Origin of the sequence: Nonomuraea sp. NPDC050680, assembly GCF_040654555.1 — a bacterium.
Classification (GTDB): domain Bacteria; phylum Actinomycetota; class Actinomycetes; order Streptosporangiales; family Streptosporangiaceae; genus Nonomuraea.
Genome location: NZ_JBFAIF010000002.1, coordinates 523,326 through 546,758, shown reverse-complemented (window position 1 = coordinate 546,758; position 23,433 = coordinate 523,326). Strand labels below are relative to the sequence as shown.

General features: G+C 68.2%; 22 protein-coding genes. 12 read left to right on the top strand and 10 right to left on the bottom strand.

The window, feature by feature from the left end:
* Positions 1 to 13: 13 nt before the first annotated feature.
* The 5 genes from AB0H88_RS09045 to AB0H88_RS09025 form a co-directional block, all read right to left on the bottom strand.
* On the bottom strand, positions 14 to 343 hold the full coding sequence (locus AB0H88_RS09045; protein WP_357642742.1) for a hypothetical protein: 330 nt from the start codon (positions 341 to 343) through the stop codon (positions 14 to 16).
* 130 nt (positions 344 to 473) lie between these two features.
* Complete coding sequence (locus tag AB0H88_RS09040; RefSeq protein WP_357642741.1) at positions 474 to 1,121, bottom strand: dienelactone hydrolase family protein; 648 nt, start codon at positions 1,119 to 1,121, stop codon at positions 474 to 476.
* 16 nt (positions 1,122 to 1,137) lie between these two features.
* Entirely contained in the window at positions 1,138 to 3,150 is a 2,013-nt protein-coding gene (locus AB0H88_RS09035; protein WP_357642740.1) for an erythromycin esterase family protein, read from the bottom strand.
* 263 nt (positions 3,151 to 3,413) lie between these two features.
* Positions 3,414 to 4,031 (bottom strand): hypothetical protein, encoded by a 618-nt coding sequence (locus tag AB0H88_RS09030; protein ID WP_357642739.1) that lies wholly within the window; start codon positions 4,029 to 4,031, stop codon positions 3,414 to 3,416.
* The gene (locus AB0H88_RS09025; protein ID WP_357642738.1) at positions 4,019 to 4,612 is read right to left on the bottom strand and encodes an RNA polymerase sigma factor; all 594 of its coding nucleotides are present in this window, start codon (positions 4,610 to 4,612) and stop codon (positions 4,019 to 4,021) included. Before AB0H88_RS09025 ends, AB0H88_RS09030 begins: the two co-directional genes overlap by 13 nt.
* 524 nt (positions 4,613 to 5,136) lie before the next feature.
* Here AB0H88_RS09025 and AB0H88_RS09020 point away from each other — a divergent pair.
* The 6 genes from AB0H88_RS09020 to AB0H88_RS08995 all read left to right on the top strand — a co-directional run bounded on the left by AB0H88_RS09020 (position 5,137) and on the right by AB0H88_RS08995 (position 12,531).
* Entirely contained in the window at positions 5,137 to 7,980 is a 2,844-nt protein-coding gene (locus tag AB0H88_RS09020) for an FHA domain-containing serine/threonine-protein kinase (RefSeq protein ID WP_357642737.1), read from the top strand.
* Between the two features lie 319 nt (positions 7,981 to 8,299).
* Positions 8,300 to 9,805 (top strand): serine/threonine-protein kinase, encoded by a 1,506-nt coding sequence (locus AB0H88_RS09015; protein ID WP_357642736.1) that lies wholly within the window; start codon positions 8,300 to 8,302, stop codon positions 9,803 to 9,805.
* A gap of 96 nt (positions 9,806 to 9,901) precedes the next feature.
* A complete protein-coding gene (locus tag AB0H88_RS09010) occupies positions 9,902 to 10,126 on the top strand; it encodes a type II toxin-antitoxin system VapB family antitoxin (protein ID WP_357642735.1) in 225 nt (74 codons plus the stop codon).
* Complete coding sequence (locus tag AB0H88_RS09005) at positions 10,123 to 10,524, top strand: PIN domain nuclease (protein WP_357642734.1); 402 nt, start codon at positions 10,123 to 10,125, stop codon at positions 10,522 to 10,524. Before AB0H88_RS09010 ends, AB0H88_RS09005 begins: the two co-directional genes overlap by 4 nt.
* 141 nt (positions 10,525 to 10,665) lie before the next feature.
* Positions 10,666 to 11,145, top strand: a complete 480-nt coding sequence (locus tag AB0H88_RS09000) for an Rrf2 family transcriptional regulator (protein WP_357642733.1) — start codon at positions 10,666 to 10,668, stop codon at positions 11,143 to 11,145.
* A 108-nt stretch (positions 11,146 to 11,253) separates the two neighbouring features.
* Positions 11,254 to 12,531 (top strand): MFS transporter, encoded by a 1,278-nt coding sequence (locus AB0H88_RS08995; protein WP_357642732.1) that lies wholly within the window; start codon positions 11,254 to 11,256, stop codon positions 12,529 to 12,531.
* 15 nt (positions 12,532 to 12,546) lie between these two features.
* Here the strand turns inward: AB0H88_RS08995 and AB0H88_RS08990 are convergent, their stop codons facing one another.
* Together AB0H88_RS08990 and AB0H88_RS08985 are read right to left on the bottom strand one after the other, a co-directional pair.
* Entirely contained in the window at positions 12,547 to 12,813 is a 267-nt protein-coding gene (locus AB0H88_RS08990; RefSeq protein ID WP_357642731.1) for a winged helix-turn-helix domain-containing protein, read from the bottom strand.
* A 128-nt stretch (positions 12,814 to 12,941) separates the two neighbouring features.
* Positions 12,942 to 13,355, bottom strand: coding sequence for a winged helix-turn-helix domain-containing protein (locus AB0H88_RS08985; protein WP_357642730.1), 414 nt, complete (start codon positions 13,353 to 13,355; stop codon positions 12,942 to 12,944).
* A 102-nt stretch (positions 13,356 to 13,457) separates the two neighbouring features.
* Between AB0H88_RS08985 and AB0H88_RS08980 the strand changes: the two genes are divergently transcribed.
* The 4 genes from AB0H88_RS08980 to AB0H88_RS08965 all read left to right on the top strand — a co-directional run bounded on the left by AB0H88_RS08980 (position 13,458) and on the right by AB0H88_RS08965 (position 17,307).
* Positions 13,458 to 13,685, top strand: a complete 228-nt coding sequence (locus AB0H88_RS08980) for a hypothetical protein (protein WP_357642729.1) — start codon at positions 13,458 to 13,460, stop codon at positions 13,683 to 13,685.
* Between the two features lie 4 nt (positions 13,686 to 13,689).
* The gene (locus tag AB0H88_RS08975) at positions 13,690 to 13,986 is read left to right on the top strand and encodes a hypothetical protein (RefSeq protein ID WP_357642728.1); all 297 of its coding nucleotides are present in this window, start codon (positions 13,690 to 13,692) and stop codon (positions 13,984 to 13,986) included.
* Between the two features lie 265 nt (positions 13,987 to 14,251).
* On the top strand, positions 14,252 to 15,787 hold the full coding sequence (locus AB0H88_RS08970; RefSeq protein WP_357642727.1) for an aldehyde dehydrogenase family protein: 1,536 nt from the start codon (positions 14,252 to 14,254) through the stop codon (positions 15,785 to 15,787).
* 107 nt (positions 15,788 to 15,894) lie between these two features.
* Positions 15,895 to 17,307 carry a CehA/McbA family metallohydrolase gene (locus AB0H88_RS08965; RefSeq protein WP_357642726.1) on the top strand — a complete coding sequence of 471 codons (1,413 nt, stop codon included), beginning with the start codon at positions 15,895 to 15,897 and terminating at the stop codon, positions 17,305 to 17,307.
* A 63-nt stretch (positions 17,308 to 17,370) separates the two neighbouring features.
* Here AB0H88_RS08965 and glnII read toward each other — a convergent pair whose 3' ends face one another.
* Positions 17,371 to 18,390, bottom strand: a complete 1,020-nt coding sequence (glnII, locus tag AB0H88_RS08960; protein WP_357642725.1) for a glutamine synthetase — start codon at positions 18,388 to 18,390, stop codon at positions 17,371 to 17,373.
* A gap of 205 nt (positions 18,391 to 18,595) precedes the next feature.
* Between glnII and AB0H88_RS08955 the strand changes: the two genes are divergently transcribed.
* A complete protein-coding gene (locus tag AB0H88_RS08955; RefSeq protein ID WP_357642724.1) occupies positions 18,596 to 19,150 on the top strand; it encodes a hemerythrin domain-containing protein in 555 nt (184 codons plus the stop codon).
* Positions 19,151 to 19,199: 49 nt separating this feature from the next.
* On the opposite strand, the gene AB0H88_RS08950 is transcribed toward AB0H88_RS08955, so the two are convergent.
* Both AB0H88_RS08950 and AB0H88_RS08945 read right to left on the bottom strand, forming a co-directional pair.
* Positions 19,200 to 22,136: an AAA family ATPase gene (locus AB0H88_RS08950; RefSeq protein WP_357642723.1), complete on the bottom strand. Its 2,937-nt coding sequence runs from the start codon at positions 22,134 to 22,136 to the stop codon at positions 19,200 to 19,202.
* Positions 22,137 to 22,146: 10 nt separating this feature from the next.
* A complete protein-coding gene (locus AB0H88_RS08945; protein WP_357642722.1) occupies positions 22,147 to 22,824 on the bottom strand; it encodes a hypothetical protein in 678 nt (225 codons plus the stop codon).
* 226 nt (positions 22,825 to 23,050) lie between these two features.
* Between AB0H88_RS08945 and AB0H88_RS08940 the strand changes: the two genes are divergently transcribed.
* Positions 23,051 to 23,386, top strand: a complete 336-nt coding sequence (locus AB0H88_RS08940) for a carboxymuconolactone decarboxylase family protein (RefSeq protein ID WP_357642721.1) — start codon at positions 23,051 to 23,053, stop codon at positions 23,384 to 23,386.
* Positions 23,387 to 23,433: the final 47 nt, after the last annotated feature.

Below are 23,433 nucleotides of genomic sequence, written 5' to 3'. Positions count from 1 at the left end.
GATCAGGACGGCATCACGCGTCTGTCCGCGTCCTGGACGCCACCAGGTCCGCGTCGGCCCCCGCAGAGTTGGCCACGTTCTCCGTCACCGCCGGACCGGCCGCCACCGCGAAGTCCGCCGAGTCGGCGCCCGCCCGGAGCATGGCGTTGGGGCCGTCGTCGGCCAGGTACGCCTGCTCGAACTCCCGGCCGGCCGAGTCGTGCCCCCACGGCGCGGCGGCGTGCAGACTCTCGATCCTGCCCCTGGCCTCGGCCAGCTTGTCCCGCAGCTGGACAGCCGCATCCGTCCAGCGCGCCACCCCGCCATCGACCACATGCCGATGGATCTCCAGCCGCTCCCCCATGGGCCTGTCCTTTACGCGCGTACGCCTGTATCGCGAATAGACGCTAGTGCGCGACGGACCCACCGGAACCACGCTTCACCGATCGTCGAAACGATCGTCGGCCAGGGCGGCCTTCACAAGCGGGCGGCCTTCACAGGCGGGTGACGAACCAGTCCGTGGCCAGGCGGGCGACCTGCTCAAGCGTGCCGGGCTCCGCGAACAGGTGGGACGCGCCCGGCACGATCTCCAGGCGGACCTCGCCGGGCATCCGCCGCATCGCCCGGAGGTTGAGGTCGATGACCGCCGGGTCCTCGCCGCCGACGACGAGCAGGGTGGACTGGTGTACCCGGGTGAGGAAGTCGTCCGCCAGATCGGGACGACCGCCTCGGGAGACGACGGTCCGCACCGCGTCGGGCCGCTCCGCCGCGGCGACCAGGGCCGCCGCGGCGCCGGTGCTGGCGCCGAACAGGCCGATGCCGAGGTCCGCGGTCCTGGCGTCGGCCCTGGCCCAGTCGGTCAGCGCGGCCACGCGGTCGGCGAGCAGGCCGATGTCGAACCTGAGCTCGCCGGTCACGGCGTCGCGCCGCTCCTCCGCCGTGGTCAGCAGATCCGCCAGTACGGTGACCAGGCGGGCGGCTTGCAGCTGCGCCGCGACGTAGCGGTTGCGCGGGCTGTGGCGCCCGCTGCCGCTGCCGTGCGCGAACAGCACCGCGCCGCGCGGCTCGGCGGGCACGGCGACATCGGCCTCCAGGGCCACGTCACCGACCGGGATCCGCACACCGGCCTCCGCGATGTCCATGGTCCCCTCCCTGAAGCTAGACCGCGAACGGGTACGTCTCGGGCGCCTCGCCGCGCTCCCAGCCGATGGTCCGCTCGAGCGGTTCCAGCGCCCGGGTGTCGTCGATATGGATCAACGCGTCGAACTCGTCGGCCACCCGGGACTGGAAGTAGTGGCTCTGCCGCTCGGTCTGAGGCCGGTAGATCACCCCGATGGCCCGTTGCAGCCGCGCGGCCCGCAGCACGTCGGCGGCGGGCCTGGCCACGTCGAACCAGAGCATGTACTCCCCGCTGCTCGCCTGGTGCAGCAGCTCCTCCACGCTGCCGGGCAGCGCCGGCCGGACCACCTTGCGCTCGGCCGGGCCACTCCAGTCGTCGGCGGCGGTGACCGTACCGGAATAGGTGGTGAAGCCGATCAGGCGGCACTGGCCGGGGTGGCGCTCGCGGACCAGGCGGCCGACGTTGAGCTCGCCCCGGGCGCCCATCTCGGTCGCCCGCGCGTCGCCGAGGTGGGAGTTGTGCGCCCACACCACCAGCTTGGCGGGCTCACCGCGGACGCGGCCGAGGTGGTCGGCCAGTGCGTCCAGGGCGTCGGCCATGTGCTCGTCGCGCAGGTTCCAGGAGGAGATCCGGCCGGTGAACATCGAGCGGTAGTAGCGCTCGGCCGAGCGCACGCTCACGGCGTTGCGCTGGGCGTGGAACAGCTCGTCCTCGGCCGTCAGGCCGTCCCTCCTGGCGTACTCGTACGCGTGCCGCCGCAGGTCGGCGAGCTGGGCGACCGCCTCTTCCTCGCACGACTCCCCCGCGCCGAAGGCCGCCGCCAGCCCATACGACTGGGCGTCGCCGTCGGCGTGGTCGAAGCACGCGTACCGCTCGCGGGCCCGCGCCGCGGCCTCGGGGGAGACCCGATCGAGGTAGTCGACGACGTCATGCATGGACCGGTACAGGCTGTACAGGTCCAGCCCATAGAAGCCGGCCTTACGCGCCTCGTCGCCGACTCGGTCGTTGTGATCGCGCAGCCAGCCGACGAAGTCCACAACGGCCGTGTTCCGCCACATCCACGTCGGGAAGCGCTCGAAACCACGCAGCGCCTCCTCCACCGTCTCGTCCTCGCCGCGATCGCGTACGTAGCGGTTCACCCGGTAGGCATCCGGCCAGTCGGCCTCGACCGCCACACCGTGGAAGCCGCGTCGCTCGATGAGCTTCCTGGTCATCTCCGCCCGTGCCGCGTAGAACTCGGCGGTGCCATGCGTAGCCTCTCCGATCAGTACCAGCCGGGCATCCCCGACCAGCCCGAACAGGGTCTCGTCCGAGGGCACGCCGTTCTCGACGACCGCGGCGGCCATGCGGATGACCGCCGCCTCGGACCGCCCGCCGCCCGTGGGCGCGCTGTCCGCGTTCCTGGGCCGTGCCGCCGCCCGCAGCAGCTCGCATACCTCCTCGTCGGTGGTCTGGTCGAAGGCCCAGTACGCCTGCCCGACGGCGAAGAACGGGGACGGCGTCGTGGCGCACACGACCTCGTCCACCTCAAGCCGCAGCTCCTCGCAGGTCGAGCTCGGCGCGGCCGGCACCGCCACCACGATGCGCTCCGGCCGCAGCCGCCGCACCGCGAGCAGGGCCGCCCGCATGCTCGACCCGGTGGCCAGGCCGTCATCGACCAGCAGGACGGTACGTCCGCCCAGCTCCGGCATCGGCCGCCCCTCGCGATAGGCCAGCTCCCGCCGCACCAGCTCGCGGCCCTCCCGCTCGGCCGCCTTCCGTACGACCGACGGCTCGATGCCGAACCCGCGGACGACCTCCTCATTGAGCACGATCACCCCGCCGCTGGAGATCGCCCCCATCGCGAGCTCCTCGTGTCCTGGCACGCCGAGCTTGCGCACGAGGAACACATCCAGCGGGGCCTTCAGCGCGGCGGCCACCTCGTAGGCCACAGGTACGCCGCCGCGCGGCAGCCCGAGCACGATCACGTCGTCACGATCGCGGTATCGAGTCAGCAGACCGCTCAGCGCCCGTCCGGCGTCCCGGCGATCACGAAAGGTGTGATCTGCCATAACCGTCCCATCCCATCACGTGCCAGAGCAGGTGACCTGCTCCTCACTCACCCCCTTCCCTCCCTTGGACAATCAGTCATGTCCCGTCTCAATGGATCGGTGATTTGAGCCACGGGCCGTTCAGTAACAAGCGGTTACGACTCCCACTGCCGCGACGGGACCGGTTATCACCGCGAGTGGACCCGACACCACGGTGCCCGCCGTGCCTCCGCCTTATGCCCCAGGTCCGGCGCACCGGCCTTCGTCACCCCGGCAGGGGCCCCTCACTTATTGCCCTCGATGGGTGTGCACGGCTTCACCGGCGCGCCCGCCTGGGCCAGAAAGGCGCCGAGTTGCCAGGGCACCTCTGCGTTCTGGTTGTCGCGGAACTCCAGCACGAGTGTTTCGTCGGGCTTGATGTACGCCGGGAAGATCGCGATTTCCTTGACGGAGAGCGTCCGGGTGGCCTTGAACGTACGAGACTTCTCCACGGTTGAACGCAACTCGTCCGGCGAGTTGACGGCCGGACCATCGTAGGCACCGTCCACGCCGGCGAATCGAGGGCCGTCGCACCGCATGCGCGGGGCCAGGAACGTCACGTCGGCCTTGATGCCGGCCTCCCCCAGTTCGGCCTCCAGCCCCGCGGGGTCGCGTAGTTCGTTGACGGTCACCCTGATCGTGCCATCAGAGCTCTTGGTCACCGCGAACGCCGGGGTCCCGGTCCCGACGATCAGCGGGGTAATGGCGGCCACCGCCGCGACACCGGCCGCGACCAGCATTCGGGGAGCGGTGACGACCCGCCGCCGCGCGTGCATCCCGTCCATGAGGCGGCGCCTGGCTCCGGCGAGATCCTCTGGCGCGGCCGGCGGAACGGTGTCCCACATGGTCTTCAGCGCGTCCATCGTCGTTCTCCTTCTTCCAGAGCTGGTTCTTTCAGCGCTTGACGGATCTGGATACGGGCCCGGTTGAGCCGCGAACCGACGGTGCCCAGCGGGATGCCGAGCGCATCAGCGACTTCCTGGTAGTTCAGTTCGGCCCAGGCGACGAGCAGCAGCACGTCGCGATCGGCCCTTTTGAGCCGCAGCAGGGCCCGCGCCAGCGGCCGGTTGACGGCCAGGGTGTTGATCCCGTCCTCGACCTGCGGAGGGGCTATCTCACCCGGATGCACGCCGCTGCGGATGTACGCGCGGTAGAGGCTCGTCTCGGTGCGCCGCCGTTTGCCGATCACGTTGGAGGCGATGCCGTACAGCCACGGGCGGGCATCGGAGCGGCCGGGGTCATAATCGCCCCGGCGTTGGAAGGCGGCCAGAAAGGTGTCGGCCACGACGTCCTCCGCCTCGTTTGGTCCCAGGCGCCTGCTCACATAGCGATGCAGGAGCGGCGCGTGCCGGTCGAACAGGACAGCGAAGATCTCCGGTTCGTTCAGCGATCTCTCGATGAGAGTCGCGTCCTCGGCCTCGACGACTTCGCGGCTGATGGTCATGCATGTCAGCCCTTCTTGGCGTATGCGGTCACCTGTACTTACCGCGCCAAGCAGAAATGCTTCACGCCCCAAGAGACGCGATCTGCGACTCCGCACGACCGCACCTCTGCTGCCGTTGGCCGACCGGCCGCACTGTCAGAGCATCACGCCGGCGCTCCAGCGCGTTCAGCGTCCCTGTTCACGACGGGGGGCAGCTCCTCGTCCGTCCGCCTTCTACTCCTGGGGCCAAGGATGCGCCGCCCTCGTGGCTTCACCAATGCCAGAGACCCAATGAACGGCGCCCCCACTTACGAGTAGCTGAACAATCTGGCGCTTGCCGCAAAGGAGTATATTTCGAGCTTTTGGGCGATCGGACGAGAGGTCGCATAAGGATTGGGGACAGCGCAAATATCCATTTTCGTGCACCTAACGCATCGCTTCTGGTGACGTCGGGCGAAGGAGTTGGGAAATGGTGAGGTTGTTCATGAGAGCGGCCGTCCCTGCTCTGCGAGACACTGTCCCCTTCTAGGTGGTAATCCTGAGGCGTGCCCGACGTACGGCTGCGGATGACCTTTCGCTACATCCACGAACCACTGCACGCGGACGAAGACGCCTTTCCCATGCTCGGCAACGAGGAGTTCGTGGCTGAGCTCAAACAGCGGTTACGCAAGTCCAGAGGCGGAACGTTCCTCGTCACCGGCTTCCGAGGAGTCGGCAAGAGCACGATCGTCGCCAGAGCCCTCCACGAGCTGGAGCAGAAGGCCGAGCCCGGAGAGATCGTCATCCCGATCATCCTGAGCGTCGCGCGACCGACCACGCCGGAGCGGCTGTTGTTCGCGGTCGTCCGTCGCACCTACGAGGCCCTGGCCGATCGCGGCATCCTGGACCGTCTTGCTCCGGGCGTGCAGAGAGCGCTGATGCTTGCACACATCCGCACTTCTTACGGGCTGAAACAGACCTCCGCCAAGGCGACCGAGAACACCGCCAGCCTGTCGCTGAGCATCGGCGAGGCCGCCAAGAAGCTGACCGGGCCGCTCGGGTTCATGGCGCCCACCCTGGGCATGTCGCGCAAGCGCACCAGCTCGATGGCCACCGAGGCATCATTCCTGACTTATTCCGACACGGACGTCGAGCATGATCTGAACCGGATCGTGTCCCTCATCGGCATCCCGGCCGTACGCAAGTGGTGGCGCCGGCGACCGGGCAGCCGGGTCCACCTGGTGATCGTGCTGGACGAGGCCGACAAGCTCACCGGGACACCGGATGGGCTGGCCGCCTTCGAGCTCATGCTCAGCACGCTGAAGAACGCACTGACCATGCGGGGCGTGCACTTCCTCATCGTGGCCGGGCCCGATCTGCACGACCATGCCGTCCAGGACGTCAGCCGGGGCAACAGCGTGTACGAGAGCGTCTTCGCCTGGCGCATTTACGTGTCGTGCACCTGGGACGCACCCGAACGGCTGCTCACCGCCCTGCTGGACGACGCGCTGGACGAGGACGAGCTGCACCGGTTGACCGGTTATCTCCGGTTCAAGGCGCGTGGGGTGCCACGACGGCTGCTGCAGGAGTTCAGCGAGCTGGTGAGCTGGGACGGCGATCAGCCGTATCTCCACGTGGCCGGCGTCGACAGCGAACGCGTGGACTTCTACGCGCTCATGGAGGACGTCCTCCATGAATACCACCAGGCCAGCAGGCAGGAGCGGCTGCTGGCCGTGCCCATCGACAAGGACCGCTGGCGGATGGCGAGCTACTACGTCGCCGACTGGGTGCTCCGCACCGATGGCGAGGTCTTCACCGTTCAGGACATCCTCCGTGCCGGTGAGCTCGACCCGATGCTGCAGGTGGCGCACACGGAGCTGGAGCGGTTGCTGGAGCATCTGGTCCACCGGAAGATCATCCAAATCGTCCGGCGGTCGGGCGCGCAGTCCACCATGATCGGCAACGATCCGGCCTCGCAGTTCACCAGCTACACATTGACCGACGAGGTTCGGCGGCGACTGCTCGGCCTGGCTCTCCACAGCGAGTCCGAGCGGTCCTCGCTGGAGGTCTCCCTGCTGATGCCGTCCACCGAGGATGCGGATGAAGCACCCGTCCAGGGTGTGATCCGGGTGATCGGCGACCAGTACGACATCGTGGAGCTGATCGCGCACGGCGGTATGAGCTCGGTGTACAAGGCATGGTCACGTACGGATCACCGGTATGTCGCCGTGAAACTGATCAGAACCGACATCGTCGAGCCGGACTCGCGGTGGCGTTTCGAGCGGGAGATCGCGCTGGCTCGACGACTCATCCATCCCGGGATCGTCCGCACGCTGGACGTCGTCAACGACGATCAGGAGCTCGCCTTGGTGATGGAGCTCGTGGCCGGCCCCACGCTGCAACAACTGGTCGAAGCGGAGGGACCGCTGCCGCCCGACGAGGTGACCCGGCTGGGAGTGCGGCTGGCGGACACGCTGTCCTACGTGGCCGGTTCGGGTGTCTTCCGGCTCGACCTCAAACCGGCCAATATCATCATCAACCGCTCCCTCGGTCCGGTGATCGTCGATCTCGGCATCGCGAAGAGTGCTGGAGACCTCACCTCGACCCGGCCCGACATCAGAGTGGGCACTCCGTCGTACATGTCACCTGAAGGAATCCAGAGGGAGACGCAGGACCTCAGATCGGATATCTACGCACTCGGGCTGGTGCTGGCCTTTGCCGCCACCGGCCGTTCCCCAGCGGGCAGCGAGAACATCCAGGATGTACTCCTCCACATCCTGCAGGGCACACTCGACTTCGCCGGAATCGAGCCGCCACTACTCAACGTGATCACCCGCGCCACCCGTCGCGACCCGGCCGAACGCTTCCAGAGCCACGATGAGCTGCGGGCCGCCCTGCTCGGGCAGAGCAGCGCGGCCACTAACCCGGACCTGTCGTATCCCCCACCCGGGCCGGACCGCCCTGACACTTTGGTCTACGGCGTAATGTGCCCGAACGGCCACTTCACCGACGGCGAGCGACGTACCTGCATGGTCTGCCACGCGGAGTTGGGACAGTATTCGACGCACTTCAGCGCCACCCGCCCCAAGCTGGGCGACCTCGTGCTCGACGACGGCCGCGAATTCCCCCTTGACGACGGTTACGTCTTCGGCGCCAATCCAGGGGACGACGGCTATGTCCGCACGGTGGTGAAGGTGGAGGGCACCGACGAACAGCACCTGAGCATCCAACTGGACGGCTGGCACATCTACGCCTACGACATGGACTCGGCGAGCGGGACGGCGATCAGGTTCGCCGAGGACGGCGAGTTCCAGAACGTCCCACCGGGAGCCATCGTGAGCCTGCACCCGGGGATGTCGATCCGCCTGGCCGGCCAGACCACCATCACCTACCGAGGCCGCGCCAGTTGACCGCCCGCGCGTCCTCCGCAGCGAGTACGGCCTCGCACGCCATCTCGACGGGTTCGCCGCCCTGGTGGAGGACCAAGCCCGAACGCGGCCATGAGGGCACGGCGGACTCCGGCGAACCGCGACCCTCGGATCCGGCCATCGTGGCCCGATAGCCGCTTGCCGGCTCGGTTGTGGCCGTGGTTACGTCCAGTCCGGCTCTGATCACCATTCGCTGACGCTCACGACCTGATCCCTTTACTATCTAATGTGCCCGCGCTGAGCCGGATATCGACAGGAGGCGACGGATGGTCGGAAAATCCGGAACGTCGGCAATGGCACTGTGAGGCTGCTCGCGGGTCGCTATCGGCTGCTGTCGCAGCTCGGCCAGGGCGGCATGGGCACGGTCTGGCAAGCGACGGACGAGCTCCTCCGGCAGGAAGTAGCGGTCAAGGAGGTGCGGCTCCCGTCGGACCTCGACGAGGCATCGCGGGCCGAGCTGACCGAACGCACACTCCGTGAGGCGCGCGCCGCGGCGACGCTGCGTTCCCACCCGTCCATCGTCACCGTGCACGATGTGGTCCTGGACGACGACCGGCCGTGGATCGTCATGGAGTTGGTCCGCGGCCGCTCCCTCGACCGGGTCGTACGTGACGACGGCCCGCTGCCGCCGCACCGGGTCGCCGACATCGGCCTGCGGATGCTCGACGCCCTCGCGGCGGCGCACGCATCGGGCATTCTGCACCGGGACGTCAAACCCGCCAACGTCATGCTCACCGACGACGGACGGGTGCTGCTGACCGACTTCGGCATCGCGACCGTCGCCGGCGACACCGGGCTCACGCAGACGGGGATGCTGACCGGCTCGCCGGGCTACATCGCCCCGGAGCGTCTGCGGGGCGAGGCCGACGGCCCGCTCGCCGACCTGTGGTCGCTCGGCGCCACCCTGTTCACGGCGGTGGAGGGCGGCCCGCCGTTCGCCCGCCTGAACGAGGCCGCGGTGCTGGCCGCGGTGCTGATGCAGGAGCCCGCCCCCTTCCGCCTGGCCGGCCCGCTCGCCCCCGTACTGACCGCGATCTTGGACAAGGACCCGGAACACCGCTGCCCCCCGGACGAGGTGGCCAGCTGGCTGGAGGCCATCTCGCGGGGAGATCCCGCGACGGGGCCGGCTCCGAGACAAGAGCGGACCATGCCGGGCCGCTCGCCTCAGCGCCCGCCTCGACGCGTCCGAACCCAGGTCCTCGTGGGGGCCGCGCTGGCGGTGGTACTGACCGTGACAGCGGGGGTCGTGGTCGTGCCGATCCTGTTTCCGAACGTCGTCCGCCTACTCGGCTACGCGCTCACGCCCCGGAGCACCTATTCCGCAGCACCGACGTTCAGCCCGCCGTCGGCGACGGCCACACCGCTGATCACCCGCGATTTCGAGGCATGCGACCTGCTGACCAACACTCAGACGCACGCGCTGTTCGGCACTTCGATGAAGCGCCAGTACCTGCTCGACACCGCCTGCGGCTGGTCCGCGCCAGACGGCGCCAGCCTGCGCGTCACAGCGTTCCGTTTGCCCAGTGCCTCGGCAGCCGGTCTCTACCACAAGGGTCAGGTCGAGTACATGAAAGACGAGCCGAAGCGCAACCCGGGGACAAAGCTCCGCAAAGGGCCGAAGGTCGGCGAAGAGGCGTACAGCTATACCCAACGGCACACCTGGGGGCTCGCGCCCTACCAAACCCACACCACCTTCCGCCTGCTGAACGTCTCGGTGGTCATCGACGTCTACACCCGGCAGCCCGGTCACGCCACTGCCGATCAGGTGGCCAAGCTCATCGCGGCGTCCGTCAACAAGTATCGGTAGCCCGGTATCCGCACGTCCAAGTAGCCGAGGCGAACGGCCGCGAAGCCTGCTGCCGATATACTAATTCTGATTCGTATATACAGGCGAGGTGGTGTCATGACCAAGACCCTGATCGACCTCGACGACGAAGCCTTGGCCGAGGCCGCGAAGCTGCTCGGCACCTCATCCAAGAAAGACACGGTCAACGCCGCCCTGCGAGAGATCGTCGATAGACGCAGACGGGCGGCGGCCGTGGCGCGCATGCGTGAGATGGTGGCTCAGGGAGAGATCGACTTCTCCGCCATCGACAAGGGTGACAGCGCACAACCGGGCGTGGCGTGACGGAGCTCTATCTCATCGACACCAGCGCCTTGGTCCGCTTCTACCGAGGCCAGGCGGGGACGGAATGGGACCAGACCGTCTCGGCCGGGCTCGTCGGCATCGTTGAACCGGTCAGACAGGAGTATCTTCGCGCCGTCGGCGGCCGACCCGCCTTCTACGAGGCCGGCGATCTCCTCCGGGAGACCTTTCCGTGCTACGTCATCCCCGAATCCGCCTGGAACGAGACCGGCGAGTTGCAGCGCGAACTCGCCGACAAGGGCTGGCACCAATGCGCCGCGCCGGTCGACCTGCTCATGGCGGTAACAGCCCGGCACCACAAGCTCACCGTGCTGCACGCAGACGCCGACTTCGACACCATCTCCCGCCTGACCGGACAGCCGGTGCGCTGGATCAGCTGACCGATCGTCGCCGGTCGCCGTGAAACCGACCCCGCGAAACAACCCCATACCGCCCTCCATGAATCGCGCCCTGGACCCGATCCGGGCTACGAGCCCGCATCCCCTACGAAGCCGCGAATCGGGACATGTAATATCCCTGATATGTTCATGGGCGAGGGCGTCGAGTGGGGCCTGCACTGCTGTCTGGCACTGGCATGGCTGGAAGAACAGGCTCCAGTGGCCACGGGCCAACTGGCGGAGATCTTCGAACTCCCGCCTGCCTACCTCAAGAAGCGGCTACAGCCGCTGGTCCGAGCGGGCATCCTGGCGTCCACCCCAGGCGCGCGCGGCGGCTACCGCCTGGCCCGTACGCCCGAGCGCATCACGCTCATGGACGTCGTGAGCGCGATCGAAGGCTCGGCCGAGGCGTTCCGCTGCACCGAGATCCGGCAGCGCGGCGCCGGCGCGGAGACCCCGGCCCGGGAGTTCGAGCGCCCATGCGGCATCGCCACCGCGATGCGCCGCGCCGAGCTGGCCTGGCGGCGTGAGCTGGCCGCTCAGACGCTCGCGGACCTCATCGCCGCCAGCCCCGCCGGCGCTCCCCGCCGAACACAACGCTTCCACCAGCGACTCGGCAGCTGACGACACGGCCCGGCCAATCGGCCAGGCTCTCTTACGACCGACGACACGGCCTGGCCGATCGGCCAGGCTCTCTTACGAAGGAGAATCGGGATGCTTAATGTCTCGATAATGAGCGGCCAAGCCTCCGCACCTATGGGCCGCACCAGCCGGGGCAGGGCGGCCCACCAGCGCCCATTCCGGCAGGGCGGACTGGGCCCGGTCCTGGTCCTGGCCATGGGCACCTTCTCCGTAGGCACTGACGCCTTCGTCATGGCAGGCTTCCTGCCCAGCACCGCCGCGGACCTCGACATATCCACCGCCACGGCCGGGCAGGCCGTCACGGTCTTCGCCGCGAGCTACGCCTTACTGTCTCCACTCCTGGCCACCGCGACCGCCCGCGCCCCACGCCGCGCGCTCTTGGTCGCCGCCCTGCTCGTCCTGGGCTTGGCCAACCTCGGCTCCGCGCTGGCCCCCGACTTCGCACTGCTGATGGCCTCCCGTATCGCCGCCGCCGCGGGAGCCGCCGCGTTCACCCCGAACGCGGGCGCCGTGGCCGCCACCCTCGTACGCCCGGAACGACGAGCCCGAGCACTGGCCGTGGTCATCGGCGGGCTGACCATCGCCACCGCGCTCGGCGTACCGCTCGGCGACCTGGCCGGCCACTGGCTGGGCTGGCGCTCCGCCCTCGCGCTGGTCGCCGGCCTCTGCCTGATCACCGCGATCGGCGTGGCCCTCCTGCTACCCGCCCTGCCCGCCAACCCGCCGGTCCCGCTACGCACCCGCCTGGCCGTCCTGGGCAACCCCGCCGTCCGCGCTATCCTGCCGCTGACCGTGCTCGGCATGGCGGCCGCCTACACGGTGTACGCCTACAGCGTCCCCGCCCTGTCGGCTGTCGGCGTCAGCCCCTCGGCCACCGTCTGGGTCCTGGCCCTTTACGGCGTGGGCGCCGTCGCAGGCAACCTCGCCGCCGGATACGCCACCGACCGCTGGGGCAGCGTCCGCGTCCTGACCACCGGCTACCTGACGATGGCCACCGGCCTGGGGCTCCTCGGCGCGATGGCCGCCACCCACACCACTTCCCCGGTGTTGGTCGGCCTGCTCGCCATGGCCTGGGGCGCGGGCAGCTGGTGCCAGACGCCTCCGCAGCAGCACCGGCTGATCGCCGTCGCCCCCCAGGAGGCTCCGCTGGTCGTGGCCCTGAACTCCTCCGCGATCTATGTCGGCATCGGCGCCGGGACCCTCCTCGGCGGGCTGACCGTCTCCTCCGGCGTTACGACCATGTACGGCGCTGCCACTGCGCTAGCCATCCTCGCCCTGACCTATCTCCTGGTCACCGCCGGTAGGGCCCGGGGCAACAGAGCTTCGCGCAACAGAGCTCAGGGGAAGGAAGCCGAAGACAGCCCCTGACCAGCGGCCTGGTGCTCAGCCTGTGGACGCTTGTTGCTCAGCGCGTTCGGTGTCGTTGGGCACGCCGACGAAGGTTCCCTTGCCCAGGACCGAGTACAGCGTGCCGTCGGCAAGCAGGGCATTGAGCGCTCGGCGGGCAGTCCCTTTGGAGACGCCCAGTTCGACGGCCAGTCGCGGCTCGCCGGGAACGGGCATGCCCGGTTGGTATACGCCTGCTGCGATCCTGCGCCGGATCTCGTCCGCCACGGCCTGCCAGCGGAGCTCATCGGGCTTGAAGTCCACGGGGCAACGATAGGCCCAAGCACCCACTCATTCCCCGAGCTGCCTACGGGGAGGCCGGACTAGGAAGGTTGGCCCCTAACCGCTGGCTCGGTGACGAGAACGTCCAGCACCGGCCGACAGGCAGCCGTCTACCCCTGGTCACTGACCTCGATGATGGTCTGGTCTGCGGGCAGCAGGCGGGTTTCTCCGTCTGGGGATGTGATGACCAGTATCGGGATGCCTTCAGCCATGCCGAGTTCCTTGCGCTCGGGTTCGGTTGGCATGCGTGCCATCAAACTCGTGCCGTGAGCGATGGGGACGGTGACCGCCTCGCCTGCATCTCGGACGCGTGAACCTCGGAGTTGGGTGACTATGAGCCCTTCTCCTCTGAGTACGGCCATGGCACGACGGACAGAGTCACGGGAGATGCCGAACTCGGCCACATAGTCGCTCTCGGCGGGAAGCCTCTGCCCCGGCTGAAGCTCTCCCTGTTCAATGCGCGCCCGGATCAGGTCCGCGAGTTGCTTGTAGACCGGGCGGTCGGCGCTGGGATCAATGGCCATGGCTTCGAAGCTACGTAGGACTGTACGTGCTTCCTATTGCAGCTACGTTCGTATGTAGCTACATTCGTAGAAGCATTGACCCGTCTTGAGCAAGGCAGGCCCATGACACTTCATGATTTCGCAGCCCAATACCCCAACTGGGTGATCTGGCGCAGTACGGCTGATAACGGCCCCGGATCCTGGTACGCCACACGGCGCGGGATCTCCCTGAGCAACGCGCAGGTGAATGCCGGGATGGCACAGACGGTGTATGCCGATGATGACGCCGCCCTCGTCCAAGAGTTGCGACGGCAACAGGAGATCGCTCTTCCGCCTGACGACGAGGCGTGATCCCATGGCGAATCTGGCCCAGCTCGATGACGAGTACCACGGGCTTCATGCAGCGGCGGTGGAACCTGGGTACAGGCGCGTGGCCTGGCAGAGATGCCATGGACGCACCACACGGGTGCGTGTCTGCGACTACACCTGCGAGTGCCAGCAGATCGTCTACGAGTTGTGCCAGGCAGGCGGCTTGATGTTCGTCCGGCGTTTCTACCGCTGTGATGGCGTGCTCGAACATCAAAGCGATTGGCTGCGCGCCCCCGCAGCGACACGACTGTGGTCGCGCATCCTGCTGGGGCAAGCTCGATGAACATTCAGCCTGGCCCGCCGATCAGCTGCGGTAGCTCAGCGGCTGGGCCCGTCGGTCAAAGGACGTGCTGACGACCTGGCCCCAGACGGTCAACCCCCCGGGGAGCGCGAGGGGCCGGGGCCCCTCGCCGGGGCGGAGCCCCAATGAGCACAGTCTGAGCGCAAGCGAAGGCCATGCCTGTCAACTGGCAAAACAGCCTGAGCGCAGCGAAGCCCGTGCTTGAGGGATGATGGGCTGTGGTTGAGAACCAAATGAGGAGGCTCCGGTGACCCGTCAGATCGTCTCCGTTGTGGGTGGCAAGGATGCCGCCGGCACCGACACGTACGAATCGACCAACCCCGCACGCATCGCCGAGGTCGTCGCCCGCGTCGGCCTGGTCGATGCCCAGATCTTCGCCGACGCCTGCCGCACCGCCAAGGAGGCGCAGCGGGAGTGGGCCAAGGTGCCGGCTCCGGTGCGGGGGCGGGTGATCGCGTCGATCGGGCGGCTGGTCGAGGCCAATGCCGAGGCGCTGGCCCACCTGGTCACCCAGGAGATCGGCAAGCCGTACGCCGAAGCCCTGGGTGAGGTGCGGGAGATCGTTGACACGTGTGACTTCTTCCTCGGCGAGGGCCGCAGGCTGTACGGGCAGACCGTGCCGTCGGAGATGCCGGACAAGAAGCTTTTCACCTTCCGCAACCCGGTAGGCGTGGCGGCGGTGATCACCGCCGGCAACTTCCCGGTCGCGGTGCCGTCCTGGTATCTGGTTCCGGCGCTGCTCTGCGGCAATGCCGTGGTGTGGAAGCCGGCCGAGTACGCGGCGGCCTCCGCCCATGCGATGTACCAGCTGTTCGCCGCCGCCGGGCTGCCCGACGGGGTGCTGAACATCGTGTTCGCCGACGGCGTCCAGACCTTCCAGGGGCTGGAGCTGGCGCTGGAGGAGGGCACGGTGCACAAGGTCGGCTTCACCGGGTCCAGCGAGGTCGGCAGGAAGATCGGGGAGCTCACCGGGCGGCATCTGCAGGCGGCCTGCCTGGAGCTGGGCGGGAAGAACCCGATGGTGATCATGCCGGACGCCGATCTCGATCTGGCTGTCGAGGGGGCGCTGTTCTCCGGCTTCGGTACGGCCGGTCAGCGCTGCACCAGCCTGGGCACGGTCATCGTGCATGAGAGCGTGCACGATGAGTTCGTCGAGCGGTTCGCCCAGGCCGTACAGAACGCCAAGATCGGTGACCCGGAGCAGGACGTGCTGGCGGGCCCGCTGCTGGACCAGAAGTTCGCCGATCGGTACGAGGAGTACCTGACCTGGATCCAGCCCCACCACCGCGTCGTGTCCGGAAATATCGGGAAAATCACCGACCAAGCCCCGCGCCGCGACTTCACCGGCGACGGCGGCCTCTTCTACCACCCCGTGGTGGTCGATGGCGTCAAGGCGACCGATCAGCTCTTCCTGGAGGAGACGTTCGGGCCCATCGTGGGCGTGACGACCTTCGAGACGATCGACGAGGCCATCGAGCTGGCCAACCTGCCCGGCTACGGCCTGTCCAGCTCGATCTACACCACCGACGCCCGGCACGCGTGGAAGTTCCGCGAGGGCATCTCGGCCGGCATGGTCAGCGTCAACAACTCGACGTCGGGCGCCGAGGCGCACCTGCCCTTCGGCGGCAACGGCAAGTCCGGCAACGGCAGCCGCCAGTCCGGCATGTGGGTGCTCGACCAGTTCACCCGCTGGCAGGCGATGAACTGGGACCACTCCGGCCACCTGCAGAAGGCCCAGATGGACGTCGTGGACATCGCACCGGATATGAACTTCCGGCTCTAGGTCCTTCTACCTGGAGGGAAGAAAACCACCCCGCCGGGAAGCACGCGCTTCCCGGCGAGTGATGGTCGTGTCACGATAACGGCGCCTTCGATTACAGGGAGAAGCCGATGCGTGACGATCCGACACCATTAATCGAGGCGCCGACCACCCCGGCGCCGTCGACCAAGGCGCGGGCTACCCAACAGACTGCTCAACAGACCGCCCAACGACCGACTGAACGGGCTACCGAGCGGGCTGCCCAGCAGACCGCTCAGCGGACGATCCGGCTGCGGGCAGGCTTCCCCTGCCGCTGGAGCGTGTGGAGCGCCGACGGTAAGGGCTGGTTCCCGCGCGACACCCCGCCGGCCCGCGACCTCGACGGCCTGCCGTACTTCCACGGCGACGACCTGGTGCTCGACGTCCCACGCGAACCGCTGACGGTCAGGGCGGCCAGAGGCATGGAGTACGACTGGGCGGAGACGAAACTCCTACCAGGCGACGGCGAGACGCTGGTCGAGCTGGCACCCCGGCGCATCTACGACGCGGCGGCCCGCGGCTGGTACGGCGCCGACCTCCACGTCCCCCTCACCCGGCCGTCCCAGTGGGTGGCCGACTCGCAGCACGGCGAGGACCTGCACGTGGTCAACCTGCTGCCCGGCGACCAGGACGCCATGGAGCGCTGGTCGGGGCGCGATCTGCCGTGGTCGGACGAGACGCACGTGGCCAGGGTGGATCTCGCCCACCACGCGCTCGGCCCCGAAGAGGGCTACGACAACGTCCGCAAGCTGCGCGAACGAGGCGCGCTCATCAGCTACGCCAACGCCTTCCGCGGGCCGGTCGAGACACCCGAGCAACTCATTGGCGCCGGCGATCCGCACTACGACGCGCGGCTGTCGGTGGTCGACGCGGCGCTCGGGCTGGTCGACAGCTTCTGCTCGGCGATCGGCTCGGACCGCGCCTACCGCAGGCTGATCGGCGCGGGCAACCGCGTCGCCGCCGTCGCCGGTACGGCCCAACGCCTCGGGCCGATCGGACGCGAACGCACCTACGCGCACGTGGCCGGGCGGCTGACCGCCGAGTCCTACGCCGACGCGGTACGGTGCGGCCGCACGTTCGCCACGACCGGCCCGTTCCTCGAGCTGTCCATCGAGGGCCAAGGCCCCGGCGCCACCCTGGATCTGGCCCCCGGCACCAGGGTGCGCGTCATCGGACGGGTGATCGGGCCGCTGGTGGAGAACGTACGGTTGCTGACCGCCGACGGCGAGCTGGCCGCGGGCCCGCCCGGTGAGGTGGCGGCGGAGCTGACGGTGATCTGGCCGACCTACGTGGTGGCGGTCGCCGAGGGCGGCGGGCAGGTACGGGCGCACACGAGCCCGGTCTACCTCGACGTCAAGGGCCGGCGGGTGGCCAGGGAAGAGGACGTGACGTTCTGCCTGCGCTGGCTGGAACTGCTCGAAGAGCTCCTCAGGGACCGGGTGAGCGCCGACTACCTGGCGGTCGTGGAGGAGGCCCGTAGGGTCTACCAGTCCCGCCTGGCGTGAGAGACGGAGGAACGCGGGCCCCGTATCGGGGGTGCCCGCGTTCCTCTCTACTTCTCTACCGGATCAGACCTGGCCGGCCTTCTCCAGGGCCGCGCAGCAGGTGTTGACCAGCAGGCGGGTGACCACGTACGGGTCGACGTTGGCGTTGGGGCGGCGGTCCTCGATGTAGCCCTTCTTCTCCACCTCGACCTGCCACGGAATGCGTACGGAGGCGCCGCGGTTGGAGACGCCGTAGCTGTACTTGTTCCACGGGGCGGTCTCGTGGGCGCCGGTCAGGCGGCTCTCGATGCCCACGCCGTACTGGGTGATGTGCTCCATCGGCTTGTCGCCCTCGCCGAGCGCCTCGCAGGCGGTGATGATGGGGTCGTAGCCCTCGCGCATCGCCTTGGTGGAGAAGTTGGTGTGCGCGCCGGCGCCGTTCCAGTCGCCACGGGCGGGCTTGGCGTCGAGGGTGGCCTCCACGCCGAACTCCTCAGCCGTGCGGTAGAGCAGCCAGCGGGCGATCCACATGTGGTCGGAGACCTCCAGCGGACTGGCCGGGCCTACCTGGAACTCCCACTGACCCGGCATGACCTCGGCGTTGATGCCGGAGATCGCGAGGCCGGCGGCCAGGCAGCGGTCAAGGTGAAGCTCGACGATGTCGCGGCCGAAGATCGCGTCGGCGCCCACGCCGCAGTAGTAGGGGCCCTGCGGGGCGGGGAAGCCGCCGTCGGGGAAGCCCAGCGGGCGACTGCCCTTGAAGAAGGTGTATTCCTGCTCGATGCCGAACCATGACTCCTGGTCGGCGAACTGCTCGGCGATCGGGCGAAGCAGAGCGCGGGTGTTGCTCTTGTGCGGGACGCCGTCGATCTCCTCGACCTCGCAAAGGACCAGCACGCTGGAGCCACCACGGATCGGGTCAGGACAGGTGAAGACCGGACGGAGCACGCGGTCCGAGGAGTGGCCCTCGGCCTGGTTCGTGCTGGAACCGTCGAAACCCCAGACCGGCGGCTCGGCTCCGTCGGCCAGGATTCTGGTCTTCGAGCGCAGCAGGGCGGTGGGCTCGGTGCCGTCGATCCAGATGTACTCAGCCTTGTAGCTCACGTCGGTCCTTTCAGGATGTCTCACAGCCACGCCGAGTCTTGCGGTCAACCGTTTCCTGCTTTTTGCCCGAATGTGAACGTCGTGTTAATCAGCACGGAGAGTCAATGGGGCCGTGAGATCATTCATTACAAAATAGGGGGATCTTCATGTACGACCTGTGGTACGGCGCCTTCCTCGCGCCCGAGGCCGCCGGGCTGGAGTGCCAGTGGTGATCACCGACCTCGACGAGGCACGCAGGCCACGCGGCCACAAGCACGATCCCGCGGCGCTCACGCCGGGACAGCGGCAGCTCGGGCGGCACCTGATCGACGTGCACGACGGCTACCGTCAGGAGATGCGGCAGGTCCTGGACGCGCTCGACCAGGTCGCCGCGGGCGCTCTCGACGCGGCCGCCCTGCGCTCGGTGATCAATCAGCTGACCATGCGCCAGAACTACTGGACGCTGGGCGCGTTCTGCGCGACGTTCTGCCGGCTGGTGACCGTGCATCACACGATCGAGGACGAGGCCATGTATCCGGCGATACTCGAGCGCGACGGCTCGCTCGGGCCCGTGATCGACAAGCTCAAGGAGGAGCACGAGGTCATCGCCGGGCTGCTGACCCGGCTTGACCAGGCGTGCGTGGAGCTGGTGGCCGGCGACACCGGCCTCGACCGGGTACGGGCCGAGGCCGAGCAACTGGCCGCCGTCCTGTCCTCGCACTTCACCTACGAGGAGGAGGAGCTGGTCGAGCCGATCGGCCGGCTCGACATACGCGTTTAGAGCTCCCTGCCGCTTTAGGGCTCCCGGCCGCTTCAGGCTCCCGTCCGCACTAGGGCCTCCTGTCCGTTCCTCTGCCGTCGTAGCCGAGCAGCCGCATGGCCGTGTCGGGGTCCATCGCGGCGGCCAGCAGTTGCGCCCTGGCGTGGGCCTGGTCGCGTTCGTGTTCCGCCTTGGCCTGCGCCGCTCGTACGGCCTTGATGGCGATCAGCGCCAGGCCGGTGCCCACGATCACCGCCACCACGACGACGAACAGGACGAGCAGCAGTCCGGGCGAGGCCATCCCGGCGACCGGGGTCGCGCCCGTCAGGGCCAGGCCGGTGAGGAGCGCGAGCACGACGAGCGCCAGCAGGCTGGCGACGACGACCCACGCCCGGCGCCTGGGTGGCGGCGGCTCGACCGGCAGGGGCGACGGCGCCGCGTGGACGGGCGCGGGGTCGGGCGCCCACGGCACGAACTCGGGCCTGCCCGGCTCAGCGAGGAACTCGGGCCGCCCCGGCTCGACGGCGGAAACCGGCCGGCCCGGCTCGGCGACGATCTCGGCGGTCACCACGACGGGCTCGGCCTCCAGCACAGTCCCTATCGGCTCGGGCTGAAGAACCGGCCACCCGGCGGTCTGACCGTTGGGCTGGTAGGCAGGCTCCTCCACCTGCCCAGGCAGGTCGCGCTCGATCCGGCTGTGTTCCTTGTGCGCTCTGGCCGCGTCCCGGTGGTATTCCTCCAGCTCCTGGTACAGCTCGTCAGAGGCGTAGATCGTGCCGTCGATGAGCGGCCCGGTCGCCCGTTCGATGATCGCCACCACGTCGTCGCCGTTGAGCGTCTTGTGCGTCTCCAGCGCGTGCGCGAGGCAGAGCACGTCCCGGCGATGCTCCTCCAGCAGCCGCTCGGTTTTCTCCAGCAGCCGTACCAGGTTGAACTCGATCCGCTCGCCCAGCACATCAGGCGTCAGCTCGGCCTGGCCCCGGCTCGGCTCCCGCTCGGTGATGCCGATGGGGCCACCGCCGCCGCGCCGTGGCATCGCCTTGCCGCCGTGGATCTCCAGCTCCTGCAGCGCGGGAAGGGAGGTGACGCCCGAGCCCATCCCCCAGTACGACTCCATGAGCGCCGTCAGGAACGTGGCCGAGTGCAGGTCGCTGGAGACCCCGGAGGAGTTGTCCTCGCCGAAGAACATCCGCTCCCCCGCCAGAGAGGCGAGCGAGACCATGATGTCGGCCTCGTATTCGGACTTCCACCGGGTGAACTGGTCCTCGGGCTTGATCGAGGCGACCATGCCCAGGTAGTCGGCGCCCTTCTCGATCGTGGCGATGTCGATCTCCAGGTGGAAGCGGGTCACGTAGGCCACCACGGCGTGGCACGCCTCGTGCACGGCCACGGCGTGCCGCTCTCGCTCGATGTACTCGACGTCCTCGGGCGGGCCGAGTTGCTTGAGCCGCTTGGCCCGCAGGACGTCGGACCAGGAGATGATCTCCCGGCCGTCGCGGATCGCGGTGATCAGCGACTCGTTCACCAGGTCCTTGATCGTGGCGCCCGTCGCGTACGGGGTGATGGTGGCGAGCTTGTCGATCTGCTGCTCGGTCAGCTCGTGGTCGACCTTGTCGAAATAGCCCTGGTACGTGCGGACCCGTCCGGCCTTGGAGGGGTAGCCGACCTTGTAGATGCGGTCGATGCGGCCGGGGCGCAGCAGCGCCTCGTCGAGCGCGTCGGGCCGGTTGGTGGCCATCATGACGAGGATGCGGAACTTGGGCGGCGGCTTGGGCCGCATCCCGAGCAGCCGCCTGACCAGGCGGTTGAAGAAGCCGCGCGGCTTCTTGAGCCCGGACAGCTCGGTGAGCAGAGCCTGGAGCGTGCCCGGGTCACCGCTGTTCATGCCGCCGCCCATGAAGAAGCGGTTGCGGGTCTCCGGCTCCTCCACCTCCCGCCGGGCGCGGAAGGCGAGCACCGAGCGGGTCTCGTCGGACAGATAGTTGGCACCGTGACAGCCGGCGAAGCCGCCGCCGCCCTGTCCCTGCGGGCCCTGCTGGGCGAGCCGGCCGCGCTTGCCGAGCGAGTCGGCCTCGTCGAAGAAGACGATCACCCCGCCGTACCGGAGCGCGAGCTTGCGCAGCTTCCTGAAGAGCGTCTTGACCTTGAGGATGCCGATGCCCATGAACATGTTCGTGAACGCGCCGGGGTCGACGAACACGTACGGCTTGCCGGTCTCGCCGGCCACCGCCTCGGCCATCAGCGTCTTGCCGGTGCCCGGCGGCCCCCACAGCAGCAGGCCGCTGGGCACGTACCCGCCACGCTTCTCGATCTCGTCGGGTCGTTCCAGGAAGACGATGTTCTCCTGGACGCGTTCGACCACGTGGTCCTGTCCCCAGACGTCGGAGAAGCGGGTCTTGATGTCGTCGGGGAAGTACGTCTCGACGCCGCCTCTGGACAGGAACCAGAACAGGCCGACGAACTGGATGATGACCACGAAGAACAAGAAGGCGATCTGGATCAGGAACGGCATCGCCTTCCAGATCAGCGCGGGCGCGCTGAACAGGGCGAGGAACGGGCTGGTCTCGAGCACCGCGCCGAGTACCAGCGCGATCAGCACCACCCAGAAAATGATCTTCGCGGCGCGGGAGAAGCGATACCTGGTCCAGTCGTCGAACCGCCGGTGGGACCACCGCTCGAACCCGCCGAAGACACGGTGGCTCCAGAAACGGTGGTAGGCCGACCACCGCTCGCTGACGAAGAAGTGGAGCTGCCGCAGCGCCTCGACGCCCAGCAGCCAGAAGATCCACTGATAGGTGTACGCGATGGCCCGCATGGCCTCGCCGAAGGACACGATGCCCTCGTAGTCGGCCATCACCTTCCAGGTGAGGACGAGGAAGGCGAGGACCAGCCCGATGAGGAACTTGCTGCGATCCCAGAACCGCATCTTCTTCCTGGTCACGGCTTCGGGGTCGGAGGGGCCACTACCGGGCGCGCGCAGCCCTCCGTGATGCGTGGTCGTGGTCAATGACGCTCCCTCATCCGGGCAGCCGGAGCAGCTTGAAGGTTTGCTCGATCTTGTCGAACTCGGCCGCGCGCGCTCTGAAGCAGATCGCCTGGCAGCCGATGAGCATCACGGAGACCGTGGCTCCCTGCTCGTCGAGGATGGCGGTGTGGTCGAAGGTCTGGACGTCGCCGCCGATCTGGTAGTTGAAGCGAACCCGCACTCCCCTGGCGCCACGGTCCAGCTGGAGGATCTGATCGCTGATCGGCTCGAACCGGCTGAACAGCGGCTGCCGGCCCGCCTCGGTCGCATTGGACAGGTAGAGCGCGCGGATCTGCGCGGTCACCGGCAGGACGAAGTCACGCAGCCGATCCAGCGACATCCCGTCCCGCTGCTCGTCGGTGAGCTTGTGCACGGTGGCGTAGATGAACGGATCGGTCGAGCTGAGCAGGTGTGCGACGGACGGCCGCGCCGACTGGTCGAAGGCCGTGGACCAGACCCGCTCGCGCCGCAGCCGGGCCGCCTCCGAGTTCGGATGGTCGCCCGACAGGGAGAGCTCGATCGGATAGGCGTTGAGCTGACTGAAGGAGGACGGCACCTTGAAGTAGGTGGTGCCTTCCCTGTCACGTACGTAGGTGAAATCCGGCTGCCCGCACGCTGACAGCATGACGATCGCGGCCATGAGCGCGATCCAAGCCCGTGTTCTTTCCACCAGGGCTTACCTCCGCTTTACGGACCAACGGAGTTGTTGTGCCCGTTTTCATGCGGAATGAGGCCGAGTGTACGGTGATAAATCTTGACCAAATCTTGGCCGTACCTTGGCTTCAGTTGTTACAGACCCGCTCGAAGCGGACGCCCGAACTACGTTGGCGTGCCCCCATTGGTTCCACCGGCAAAGTAGCGAAAGATAGAGGGACCCCTGCTACCCGGAGCGGACAATGACAGAACCGGCCATGGAGACTGTGGACAGCTTCGGCATGACGGCGGAGCGGATGTTCGCCGACGTCTGGTCGCGCGGCGTCCTCTCGGCCAAGGAGCGCCGCCTGCTCCTGCTCGGCCTGCTCGTCGGGCAGGGCATCGACGACCAGTTGGAGGTGCAGCTCGACGCCGCGTTGCGCGCGGGCGAGCTGAGTGAGAGTGAGCTGCGGGAGGTCGTGGTCTTCCTCACCCACTACGCGGGCTGGACCCGCGGCTCGCGGCTGAACAATCAGGTCGAGGACCTGATCGAAGGCGCCAGGCGGGGTCGATCCGACAGACGAGGCCTTGGCGGCTGAGCGCGCAGAGCTCCCCCGCCGAGCCCCTCTCCGAACGACGAGAGCTG